10 protein-coding genes are annotated in these 11,748 nt (G+C 60.3%); 4 read left to right on the forward strand and 6 right to left on the reverse strand.

The window, feature by feature from the left end; genetic code table 11:
• Position 1: 1 nt before the first annotated feature.
• Positions 2 to 778 (forward strand): uroporphyrinogen-III synthase, encoded by a 777-nt coding sequence (locus MOP44_RS17865; RefSeq protein WP_260791608.1) that lies wholly within the window; start codon positions 2 to 4, stop codon positions 776 to 778.
• Between the two features lie 318 nt (positions 779 to 1,096).
• On the opposite strand, the gene nth is transcribed toward MOP44_RS17865, so the two are convergent.
• Positions 1,097 to 1,861, reverse strand: coding sequence for an endonuclease III (gene nth, locus MOP44_RS17870; RefSeq protein WP_260791609.1), 765 nt, complete (start codon positions 1,859 to 1,861; stop codon positions 1,097 to 1,099).
• Positions 1,862 to 1,877: 16 nt separating this feature from the next.
• Complete coding sequence (locus MOP44_RS17875) at positions 1,878 to 2,777, reverse strand: winged helix-turn-helix domain-containing protein (protein ID WP_260791610.1); 900 nt, start codon at positions 2,775 to 2,777, stop codon at positions 1,878 to 1,880.
• Between the two features lie 126 nt (positions 2,778 to 2,903).
• Between MOP44_RS17875 and MOP44_RS17880 the strand changes: the two genes are divergently transcribed.
• Complete coding sequence (locus tag MOP44_RS17880; RefSeq protein ID WP_260791611.1) at positions 2,904 to 3,494, forward strand: hypothetical protein; 591 nt, start codon at positions 2,904 to 2,906, stop codon at positions 3,492 to 3,494.
• Positions 3,495 to 3,517: 23 nt separating this feature from the next.
• Here MOP44_RS17880 and hemQ read toward each other — a convergent pair whose 3' ends face one another.
• Complete coding sequence (gene hemQ / locus MOP44_RS17885) at positions 3,518 to 4,345, reverse strand: hydrogen peroxide-dependent heme synthase (RefSeq protein WP_260791612.1); 828 nt, start codon at positions 4,343 to 4,345, stop codon at positions 3,518 to 3,520.
• A gap of 137 nt (positions 4,346 to 4,482) precedes the next feature.
• On the opposite strand from hemQ, the gene MOP44_RS17890 reads away from it, so the two are divergent.
• Both MOP44_RS17890 and MOP44_RS17895 read left to right on the forward strand, forming a co-directional pair.
• The gene (locus MOP44_RS17890) at positions 4,483 to 5,121 is read left to right on the forward strand and encodes a DedA family protein (protein WP_260791613.1); all 639 of its coding nucleotides are present in this window, start codon (positions 4,483 to 4,485) and stop codon (positions 5,119 to 5,121) included.
• 116 nt (positions 5,122 to 5,237) lie between these two features.
• Positions 5,238 to 6,578 carry an inositol-3-phosphate synthase gene (locus MOP44_RS17895; RefSeq protein WP_260791614.1) on the forward strand — a complete coding sequence of 447 codons (1,341 nt, stop codon included), beginning with the start codon at positions 5,238 to 5,240 and terminating at the stop codon, positions 6,576 to 6,578.
• Between the two features lie 91 nt (positions 6,579 to 6,669).
• On the opposite strand, the gene glgX is transcribed toward MOP44_RS17895, so the two are convergent.
• The 3 genes from glgX to MOP44_RS17910 form a co-directional block, all read right to left on the reverse strand.
• A complete protein-coding gene (glgX, locus tag MOP44_RS17900) occupies positions 6,670 to 8,823 on the reverse strand; it encodes a glycogen debranching protein GlgX (RefSeq protein ID WP_260791615.1) in 2,154 nt (717 codons plus the stop codon).
• Positions 8,824 to 8,918: 95 nt separating this feature from the next.
• A complete protein-coding gene (locus MOP44_RS17905) occupies positions 8,919 to 9,425 on the reverse strand; it encodes a GNAT family N-acetyltransferase (protein WP_260791616.1) in 507 nt (168 codons plus the stop codon).
• 40 nt (positions 9,426 to 9,465) lie between these two features.
• Positions 9,466 to 11,670: a PP2C family protein-serine/threonine phosphatase gene (locus MOP44_RS17910; RefSeq protein WP_260791617.1), complete on the reverse strand. Its 2,205-nt coding sequence runs from the start codon at positions 11,668 to 11,670 to the stop codon at positions 9,466 to 9,468.
• Positions 11,671 to 11,748: the final 78 nt, after the last annotated feature.

An 11,748-nucleotide genomic window follows, 5' to 3' on the forward strand; every position in this document is an offset into this window, starting at 1 on the left:
AATGAACCAACCGCTCGCTGGCCGCCGCATCCTCGTCACGCGCGCCCGACATCAGGCCGGCAAACTCAGCGACGGCCTGCGTGCTTTGGGCGCCGAACCCGTCGAAGTCCCCGTCCTCGAAATCCAGCCGCCTCAGTCGTACGCCCCGCTCGACGAGGCGCTCCGCAATCTCACCATCTACGATTGGCTCATTCTCACCAGCGCCAATACAGTCCGCTCAGTGGTCGAACGCACGGCGGCACTAGGCATCTCACCCCGCGAGGGCAGGTTGCCGGAGATCGCGGCGGTGGGAGCAGCCACGGCGAACGCGGCGCGCGACGCAGGACTGGACATCGCCGTTCTCCCCCGCGAGTACGTGGCTGAGTCGCTGGTCGAGGCTCTGGCTGGACGCGTGGCCAATCGCCGCATCCTGCTGGCCCGGGCGGAGATTGCGCGCGACGTAATTCCCGATGCCCTGCGCGCCGGCGGAGCCGCCGTCGATGTGGTTGATGCCTATCGTAACGGCGTTCCAGCCCAAGCGCCGGAACTGCTGTGGCAGGCCCTCGCGCGCCCCATAGCCGCCGCTGCGTTCACCAGTTCCTCCACTGCCTCGCATCTGGCCGAAGCGGCAACCAGGGCAGGCATCGCGTTTCCGCTGGCGGGAGTGCAGGCTGTCTCCATCGGCCCGGTCACCAGTCAGACGCTGCGCGACCTGGGCTGGCCGCCGGCCATCGAAGCCGATCCGCACGACATCCCTGGCTTGATCGCGGCGCTGACGAAGCTCCTTCAGAGGGTGTGAGCAAGGGGACTGGTCCTTGCTCTTGTCTTCCCACAACCGTGACAGCCGTCACGGACTCGATCCCCTGAAAGAGCTACTCTTTACCTAAGGCTGTGCTCGATGCAGGGGGAGCGCAGCCTTCGAAGTTTAAGCGAAAGTTTACTAGAAAATTAGCTACCCCTCCCCCTGTTTTTGCTTCTCCAAATCTTCGCTTTTTGGTCCAAAAATTTGACAACTTAAACAAATAAATAAACTTAGTTAAAGATGAAATTCCATAGGCTCATTAAGGGCCGCAAATCGCGAGTGTAATAAATTAGTAAACAGTTTCCTGCCGAGAGTCTACGACCACCAAGTCTTGTCCTTGGAGTGGCAGAGCGTCTCCAGATTGCAGTCCTTGCACTTGGGGCTCCGGGCAATGCAGACCTGCCGCCCGTGATGAATGACCTGGTGGGAAAAGTCGATCCACTTCTCATGCGGCAGAATCTTCATCAGCTCCTGTTCGACTGCCTGCGGCGAGTCGCCCTTCGCCAGGTCCAGCCGGTGCGCAATGCGGAACACGTGCGTATCGACCACAACGCCCTCGGCCTTGCCGAAGCTCACGCCCAGCACAACATTGGCGGTCTTGCGGGCCGCGCCGGGCACAGTGATCAGCTCGTCCAGTGTCTCTGGCACCTTGCTGCCAAACCGGTTCGTAATCGCCTCCGCCGCCCCCTTCAGCGATTTCGCCTTGTTGTTGAAGAACCCGGTGGTCCGAATCAGCTCGATCAGCTCAGGGATCTCCGCCTTGGCCATCGCCGCTGGAGTAGGGAAGCGCTCGAACAGCTTCGGCGTGACCATGTTCACGCGGACGTCCGTGCACTGCGCGGAGAGAATGGTCGCGACCAGCAACTCCCACGGCGAGCGATGATCCAACGCGCAAACCGCGTTAGGGTACGCCTCATCGAGCGCCTTGAGGATCTCCTTCACCCGCTCAGGTGAGCGATCGCCACCGAGTGCTTTGGTTCGCGCGATAGCTGTCTGCGGCGGCTCGAAAGACTTCTTAACGGCTTTCTTCTGGGCGACTGTTTTCTTAGGCGACTTCTTAGCAGCTTTGCTGACCGGCATGATTGGAGTTTAACCGCTAGGGCGACGCCGAATTGGGGAGTGAAAGACGCAGCGACTCAGCCACCTTGCGCGCAATGTCATCCTGGATAGTGAGCAGATCGCTTTTGGGCTGGTCGTAGGTCTCGGACCAGACGACGAAGCCGCTGTTCGCCCTGATGAGCCGCACGTCCACGCGGATCCAGTCACCGGATTTCCGGAGGCTGCCGTCCAGCACGTAGGAGACGCGGAGACTCTTCGCGATCTCAGCCACCTGCACGTTTTTGTCCTTGAAGTAGAACGAGGACGTGGGCGGCGTTACCTGCAGATTCGGAATCTTGCTGATCTTATCGATCAATTCTTCGGTGATTCCGTCGGCAAACTCCTCGTCCTTCATTCCCTCGGTGAGATCGAGCAGCGGGACCACCGCCAGAGACCGAGCCGGAGCGGTATCAGAGGCATGTGCAGGAGTGGCGCCAATCTTTCCGGAGCGGGAGTGCAGCAACCAGAAAATGACTGCGGCTCCGAGGAGCAGGACAGCGCCGAGAACAGCAATTCCGCGCGACCGATTGGAAGGCCGTGGAGCAGGAGCTGACGGCATACGCGACGAGTCCGCCGCGGGCTGCGAAGCTGCTTCCCGCTGAACAGCAGCGATGAGCCGGTATCCGAGCCGCGGGACTGTTTCAATGTAGCTGGGGCTCTTCGGATCGTCGCCCAGGAGGCGGCGCAGGGAGGCGACGGCCTGATAAACGGAGTCCTGGCTGACGGCCACATCGCCCCAGGCGGCGTTCAGAAGCGACTCGCTGGAGACGATTTCCCCGGCGTGTTCGGCCAGGCAAAGCAGCACGCGCAGCGTACGAGCGTCGAGGCGCGCTCTCTCGGCTCCGCGAGCGATGTCGCCGGACCTCTCATCGACACGCCATTGGCCAATCGTAAGCACTGAGGAAGAGGCGCGGTTCCTTTGGAGAGCGCGCACGCGAGCAGGTCGCTTCGCGGCGCTTCCCGATTGTAACAAGGGGAAAGTTGAGCACCGGCGTCGGATTCAGGGCAATTCAGAAGGTTTCAGATGCGGTTCAGGACTTTGAAGAAGCGGCATGAGTACATGGGTCAGGTCGAGCTTGCGGCCTCGACACCGAGAGGACTCATGAATATGCAGAATGCAAATGCCAGTGTGTGTGGATCGCGTGCACTGATGGCGATTGGGATCGCCGGCGGGATCGCCGGCACGCTCGACCTCACCCAGGCATCGATCCTGTTTGGCCTGGACGTGCCGAGAGTGATCGCGGCGGGGCTGCTGGGAAAAGCCGCAGTGCATGGCGGCACAGGAATGTGGATTCTTGGGGTTTGCCTGCACTATTTCATTGCCATCAGCGCAGCCGGAATGTTTTACGCCGCAAGCCGCCGGTGGACCTTCATGACCGAATACCCGCTAGTATGCGGGCTGCTCTTCGGCGGCGTGGTGGAGGAGGTCATGAACCTGATCGTGCTGCCGCTCTCCGCGCTGCACGCGAGGGGACCCTACGAACTCAGCGACCTGCTTCAGGGACTGGGCGTGCACGCAGTGGTATTTGGTCTTCCCGTAGCGTATTGCATTCGTCACTGGGCTCCTGCTGCCCCGCGCGTGGCGAAAGAAAGCGAGCAGGCGACCATCGTTTAAGGGAACGTCCTGCCCGCTTCGGACTACACCTTGCCTTCCATCCAGCCGTGCAGCTTATCGATCTGCAGCCGCAGAGCGAGGAAGAACTGCCCAAAGAGGGCATACTCGGCGCTGACTTCGTCGAAGCGCATCTCGTAGATCAGCTTCTTGAAGATGATCGGGTCATCGGCGAAGAGGTCTACGCCCCATTCCCAATCGTCCATGCCGATGGAGCCGGTGATGATCTGCTTGACCACGTCGCCGTAGCGGCGGCCGATCATGCCGTGCTCATGCATCATCCGCTGGCGCTCGGGAAAGGGGACGGAGTACCAGTTCTTCTGCTCGTCACGCTTGCGGTCCATGGGATAGAAGCAGAGGTACTTCGCATTGGGCACGCCGGGCCAGAGGCGCGGCTTCATGGCTTCAGCGCCCCGCTGCAGCGAGGTTTCAACTTCGAGGTTCCACTCCGGCGAAAACTCCGGGTATCCTTTGGCCGCCGCGGTCTCATAGGTCTTGCGCGTGGACTCGTACAGCCCCAGCTCGACTACCGACACATAGGAATGGCGCAGGTCCAGAAAGTCATAAAGCGCCGTCTGTGCAAGCTGCAACTCCACACGATTGAGAGCTTCAAAGGAGTTGCGGAAGTGCAACAGAATCAGGTCGCCCTTGTGGCCGAGTTGAGAGAACAGCGCGGTCTGCACTTTCCCCGACGAGTCGCTCTCAAGCGACTGCAGCGCTGCCGTGAAGTCGTTCACCATGCGGGTGCGCTCGGCGGCCGGCACAGCCCTCCACGCCTTCCAGTCGAAGCGGAAGAACTGGTGCAGGGTGCTGGCGCCTTCAAGCGTGAGTGGGACAGGAGGAAAGTCAGACAACGTGCACCTCGCAATGGGTTGAGATCAAAGTCCATCGTAGCAAAGCAGTGGTAGGAGAAATGGGCGTGGAGAGCGCGGCAGCGGCGCTGCGCGATCCGGGACCGCGATCTTCATGGACCTATATACTTAAATCGCGCATGAGCGAACGGATTCTCGCCTTTTTATTCCAGTTTGTCACCCATATCATCGATGCCGGCGGATACGGAGGCATTGCTGCGCTGCTGTCTCTGAACTCCTGCGGTGTACCCATTCCATCGGAGTTGATCCTGCCGTTCTCGGGATACCTGGTTTACATGGGTAGGTTCAACCTGTTTCTGGTGGCCACGGCGGGCGCCGTGGGCTGTAACATCGGCTCCGCGGTCGCGTATTGGATTGGCGCCAAGGGTGGCCGGCCGCTGGTCATGCGCTACGGCAAGTGGGTGCTGATGAGCGCTCATGACGTTGACCGCATGAGCAGGTTCTTCGAGCGCTATGGTTCAATCGCGATTCTGGTCGGCCGCATGCTTCCGATCGTGCAGACGTTTGTGGCGTTCCCGGCGGGCATTGCCAGGATGCCACGCCTGCGGTTCCACATCTACACAACGGTGGGTTCGTTCATCTGGTACACCTGCCTCGCGTGGGCGGGGATGAAGCTGGGGGCCGCGTGGAATACAGATCCGCGCATTCAGCAGATATTCCATCGCTTCCACCTGGTGGTGGAGATCGCGCTCCTGCTGGCCGTGGTTTACTTCGTCTGGTCGCATCTGCGGCGGCGCGGCCATGCGGATGTGGCGTGACGCCCGGCACGTGATTTGAGCCCGTTTCGGGGCGTACACTGACTATTCGCGCAAAAGATCTACGGGACCCATTCTGCTCGTCCCGCACGAAGCAAAAGGAAGGATCAGGAAAAAGCATGTCGACTGAGGTACAGAGCGGCCAGAAGACCGCGCAGAACGCTGCGCCCGCCAAGGGCAAACTGGGTGTGATGGTCGTCGGCTTGGGCGCCGTCGCCACCACCATGATCGCCGGTGTTGAAGCGGTGCGCCGCGGGCTCGCGAAGCCCATTGGCTCGCTGACGCAGATGGGCACCATCCGCCTGGGCAAGCGGACCGACAACAAGTCGCCCCTCATCAAAGACTTTGTTCCGCTCGCCGATTTGAACGATGTCGTCTTTACCGGCTGGGATATTTTCGAGGACAACGTCTACGAGAGCGCCGCGCACGCTAAGGTGCTGGACAACGAGACGCTGCAGCAGCTCAAACCCTATCTGGAAGCGATCAAGCCGCTGCCCGCGGTTTTTGACCAGTACTATGTGAAGCGCCTGCACGGCACGCACGTGAAGAAGGGCAAGAACAAGATGGACCTGGCCAACCAGGTTCGCGAAGACATCCGCAATTTCCGCAAGACTGTAGATCGCGTGGTTATGATCTGGTGCGGCTCCACGGAAATCTTCCTTGAGCCGACGGCAGTTCATGCGTCGATCGAAGCGTTCGAGAAGGGCCTCCAGAACGACGACATCGGCATTGCACCTTCGCAGATCTACGCGTATGCCGCACTGACCGAAGGGGTGCCGTTCGCAAACGGAGCGCCGAACCTTACGGTCGATGTACCGGCGATGATCGAGCTGTCGAAGAAGAACAACGCTCCCATCTGCGGTAAGGACTTCAAGACCGGCCAGACCTTCATGAAGACTGTGCTGGCGCCGGCCTTCAAGGCTCGTCTCCTCGGCGTTTCGGGCTGGTACTCGACCAACATCCTCGGCAACCGCGACGGCGAAGTGTTGGACGATCCGGAGTCGTTCAAGACGAAAGAAGAGTCGAAGCTGGGCTCGCTCGAGTACATCTTCCAACCCGAGCTCTACCCCGACCTCTACAAGGACATCTTCCACAAGGTCCGCATCAACTACTACCCGCCTCGGGGAGACAACAAGGAAGGCTGGGACAACATCGACATCTTCGGATGGCTCGGCTATCCCATGCAGATCAAGGTGGATTTCCTGTGCCGCGACTCGATTCTGGCGGCGCCGATCGCGCTTGACCTGGTCCTCTTCCTCGATCTGGCGCAGCGCACGCCTTCACTTCGCGGCATTGGCATCCAGGAGTGGCTGAGCTTCTACCTCAAGTCGCCGCAGACGCGCGAAGGGCTCTATCCCGAGCACGACCTGTTCATTCAGTTGATGAAGCTGAAGAACACGCTGCGGCACATCCAGGGCGCGGAACTGATTACGCACCTCGGGCTGGAGTACTACGACTAAGCACCTGCACCAAATTGCAATGGAAAGCCCCATCCGGAATGGATGGGGCTTTTCATCTGAGCCAGTCCGTCTCGGTCGCCGGGCGACTCGCTTACATTCCAGTCACCGATCGATCGCTCAGCAGTTTCAGCCCGCGGCCTCCGACGATCATTACGTCATCGACTTCCACGATATCGACAAAAGGGTCTTCGATGTTCTCGGTGTCGATGATCTGGTGCCACGGATTGCCGCTGGGCGACTCCGGCAAGGTGAACTCCACGCCCTGGTAGGAGGCATTCACCAGCAGCAGGAAGCTGTCGTCGATCAGCCAGTCACCGTCTTCGTTCATCACCTGGAGGGTGCGGCCATTGAGCATGAGGGCGATGGCGCGGGCCCAACTGGAGTTCCACTCTTCGTCGGAGACCTCGCTCCCGTTGGCGCTATACCAGGCAATGTCCTTGATGACCTTCACCAGCGAACCGTCGCTGCGCTTGCGAATTTCTCGATCCTGGAAGAACTTGCGGCGATGCAGGTTGGGATGGTCGAGGCGGAGGCGGATCAGGTTGCGCGTAAAGTCGCGCAGGCGCTTCTGCCGGTCATCGAGATCCCAGTTGAACCAGTTCAGTTCGTTGTCTTGGCAGAAACCGTTGTTGTTGCCGTTCTGGGTGCGTGCCACCTCGTCGCCGCCGGTGATCATGGGAACGCCCTGGCTGAGCATCAGGGTGGCCATGAAGTTTCGCATCTGGCGCTCGCGCAATTCATTGATGGCGTCGTCGTCTGTGGGACCTTCCCACCCGTGGTTCCAGGAGTCATTGTTGTCTGAGCCATCGCGGTTGTTTTCGCCATTGGCTTCGTTATGCTTCTGGTTGTAGCTCACCAGATCGTTCAGGGTGAACCCGTCATGGGCCGTGACAAAGTTAATGCTGGCGTAGGGCTTGCGGCCGTCGCTCTGATAGAGGTCGCTGGAGCCGGTGAGCCGGTAGGCGAAGTCGCTCAGCATGCCTTCATCGCCTTTCCAGAAGCGGCGCACGGTATCGCGATACTTCCCGTTCCATTCGGCCCATAGGACAGGGAAGTTGCCGACCTGGTAGCCGCCGTCGCCCACGTCCCACGGCTCGGCGATCAGCTTGACCTGCTCCAGAACCGGGTCCTGATGGATGGTGTCGAAGAACGAGCTCAGCCGGCTTACTTCGTGCAACTCGCGGGCGAGCGTCGAAGCAAGATCGAAGCGGAAGCCGTCCACGTGCATCTCTGTGCGCCAGTAGCGAAGGGAATCCATGATCATCTTCAGCACTTGCGGATTGCGCACGTTGAGGGAGTTGCCGGTCCCGGTGTAATCCATGTAGAACTGCGGGTCGTTTTCAATCAGGCGGTAATAGGTGGTGTTGCAGACGCCTTTCCAGCAAAGCATTGGGCCGTGGTGATTGCCCTCGCAGGTGTGGTTGTAGACCACGTCGAGAATGACCTCGATTCCGGCGGCGTGCAGCGCCTTAACCATCTGCTTGAACTCGCGCACCTGCCCGCCGTGGTCGCCGCTTGAGCTGTAGCGCGACATCGGAGCGAAGAATCCCAGAGTGTTGTAACCCCAGTAATTGCGCATTCCCTTGTCAACGAGAAACCCCTCGTCGATGAAGTGATGAATGGGCAGCAATTCCACTGAGGTCACGCCGAGGCGCTGCAGGTAGTCGATGCTGGACTCGTGCGCGAGGCCAGCGTACGTGCCCCGGAGCTCCTCGGGGATGCAGGGGTTCTTGATCGAGAAGCCGCGGACGTGCATCTCGTAAATCACCGAGTCGGACATGGGGATATCGAGCGGCTCATCGCCTTCCCAGTCAAAGCTGGTGTCGACGACAACCGATTTCGGGACGTCCGCGGCGTCGTCTTCCTCGCTCATCTTGTTTGTGTCGCCTGACAGCAAGTCGTAGCCGAAGACGGCACCTTTCCAGTTCACATCTCCGGCGATGGCTTTGGCGTAGGGGTCGACAAGAAGCTTGTGGAAATTGAACCGCAGGCCGCGATGAGGATCCCAAGGGCCCTCCACTCGAAAGCCGTAGAGTTGTCCCGGCTTGATGCCGTTTACAAATCCATGGAAGACGTGGGCCGTCTTTTCGCGCAGGGTGATGCAGTCGGTCTGGGTACCGTCGGGATCGAAGAAGCAGACATCGACGCGCGTGGCGGCGTCGGAATAAACAGCAAAATTCGTTCCCCTCCGGTGTGCAGTCGCACCGAGAGGGTAGGGCTTACCAGGCAGCAGCGTGCGGCTCATATATTGCTTTAGGATGCAGGGTTTGTTGAAGCTCGTTGTTTCTGCTTGATTTTCAACGAATTGCACCGTCTGACGTGCAATCTTGGAAGGCCCGGTTAAAAGCGCTGAGACCGGTTGGTGAGCACGACGGAGGTTTCCACCTGGCGCTCGGGAATCTGCCAATACTTGCGAAGCAGGCGTTCTTTTTCGTCGTGGCTGACGGTCCTGAATCCGTGGCGTTCGTAGAACCGGATCGCCCAGGTTGCGTCGGCCCATGTTCCGATTAGTACCGGTCCCCGCGCCAGCACACTCAGGCGTTTCAGCATGCGGCCACCGATACCTCCGCGCTGGCGCTCCGTCAGGACGTAAGCGTGGCGGATAAGGGTTACGTCCTGCACGTACTGCAGGCCCATCACGGCGGCAATGCCCCCGGAGTCTTCGTAAATCCAAAACTGCACTCCGGCGGCGATTTCGATGCGCAGCTCTTCGCGAGACATGTAGGGATCGTGTAGGCGGTCGGGCGGAATTGAGCCACGATACGCCTGAGCACCATCGTTGATGACGCTCCAGATGGATTCGAAGTCGCCGCCGTGGGCGGGACGAATGGGGTCGTCATCACGCATAGGCCCAGGTTCCTGTCTCATTGGAGAGTGATTTTTGAATCTATGCCGCGACGGCCGCCGCCATACGCCGCACTGCCAACACGGTAATGTCGTCCTCTTGCCCGAAGGACTTCGCCGCGTCGGCAATATAGAACGCCGATTGATTGCTGAGGTTATGGACGCGGTCGAATCCGAACAGTTCGCCCGAGCTTTGGCGAGCCTCAACGACGCCGTCGGACATCAGGAGCAGGCGGTCGCCTGGATGCAGGTAGAGACGCACTTCGGGGTAGCTCACCTCGGGCAGAACGCCCAGAGGCAGGCCTCCCGGCAGGTTGACTTCCTGCGTATTCAGATAAGGCGGCAGGTGGCCGGCATTCGCCATCACCACTTCGCCGTTGGCCGCGAACCACACCGCCTGGCAGGTGGTGATTCCGTCGCTGCCCGCGAGAACGCGGTTGAGCGATTCCAGGATTTTCGACGGGCTGCGCTCCGCACTGCGACGCAGTGCGCCCATCACCATCGAAACATTCATTGCAGCTTTCAGGCCTTTGCCGGCTACGTCGCCGATGACCACGAGCAGGCCACCTTCAGCGGTGGGCTCGACGTGGTAGAAGTCGCCGCCGACCTCGGCTGCCGGATTGTAGACGGAATCGATTTCGAATCCGGGCGTGTCGAGCTTCTCCTGGGGTATGAGGAGTTCCTGCACATTGCGGGCCGCGGCCAACTCGCTCGAGGCGCGTTCGCGGTCGCGCTGAATGCGCAGGAAACGGAAGAAGATGATGACGACGATGGAGAGCAGGCCGATGAAATCGGCCACGGTAGCGAAGTGAATCGGAATCGGCCCCGCCATCATAGTCAGCGGCGACTGGTAGTTGCGGCCGGTCCAGTCGGCCATGTTGCTTGAGAAGACCGGCTCAAGGACGCCAACGAATTCCAACACAAGAGGGAGCAGCAGCAGCCCAGCCTCAAAGTTGCGGCGCGCCGTTGCAGCGATCAGAGTGATGAAGGAGAACAGCAGCCAGCCGATGATCCAGGCGATGCTGGCGATCACGCTGACGACAAAAATGATGACAAACACGGTGCTGCGGTCGACCACCAGCAGCGACGGGCCCACCACCGCCAGAACCGGCGCGGTGTACCGCATGATCGGGATAATGACGCGCTTGCGCTTGTTCTCCCAGCGTCGCCTCAAATCCAGCAGCGATATCAGGAACTCGAAATATAGATAGGCCGAGATCAGCACCATCTGCAGCGTGTACGAGCCGTAGCGGATTAGATCGAGGCGGGCAGAGCTTCCGGCCAGTTCGAAGAAGGCTATCGGAGCCTGTGCCAGTTCGTGCAGTCCGAGCCACAGATACTCCGTGTGCCCCTTCTGGGTGAAATAGAGCGCCAGGAGGAACAGGCCCAGGACAACGAGCAGGATTGAAATTACCAGGCGCGGGAGGCGCTCGAACAGACTGTGGTTCGTCCAGAGCTCGAGCTGTTCGTTGAGATCGGCCAACGCGCCCAGGTGGAATGTACGGTTCGCGAAAAACGCGGTGTATGTCTTCCACCCGACCGGGACATAGATGCTCCGAACCACCAGCACCAGGTTCGTCTGGGAAGAGGGCACATCGAGCACATACATGCGCGAGATTGACTGGTAGCGTTCGGGATGGTCGTTGTGCGCTCCCTGCGCCTGGATAAGCTTTCCGTTCGCGTAGATATCCGGTGTGAGGCTCTCCGCTCCTCCGATGTTCACGTTGGTGCTGTGGGAGACGGGCAGTTCCACCAGGAGAGCCAGGGGTCCGTGGTTCGGCGCCAATTTAATGTGCATCCGGAACCACACCCAGGGCCGCTTGTGGCCTGGCCCGCGGCGGTCATTGTAATCGGGGTCGGGAGGTTCCTGCTTTGGATCGACTGACCCTGGCGGAGGCGGAGGGGCAGCGGGGCGGTCTTCGTCGGGGACGTCCGCTATGGCATCTTTGGCATCCCGCACCTTCCAGGTGGAGTCGTCGAAATCGGGCTGGGCGGCGTCCTGGTTGGAGGTGATCCCGACCCGCCAGCCCTTATCGAGCACCGCAGGAGAACCCATCGCGGTCGCGTCGAAGATTGCGTCTGATGTGCTTTCGGCGGGCTCCGGAACAGCGGTCGGGGGAGCCGCGTGGCCGTGCGGGGTCAGCAATCTAGCGATTGGGTTGCGGGGACGCGGCTGCGGTGGCTGGGCGAGTCCCAGCACAGTTCCGCAGACCATCGCCAAAGCCACGATCACAAGTCCTCGGCGCACCTAACCCCCTGATTTACCCGTGGACTCCACTTTAATGCAGAAGCTGGCAAGCTCCAAAGAATCAGCTGCGGTTGGTGG

Origin of the sequence: Occallatibacter riparius (assembly GCF_025264625.1) — a bacterium.
GTDB lineage: Bacteria > Acidobacteriota > Terriglobia > Terriglobales > Acidobacteriaceae > Telmatobacter > Telmatobacter riparius.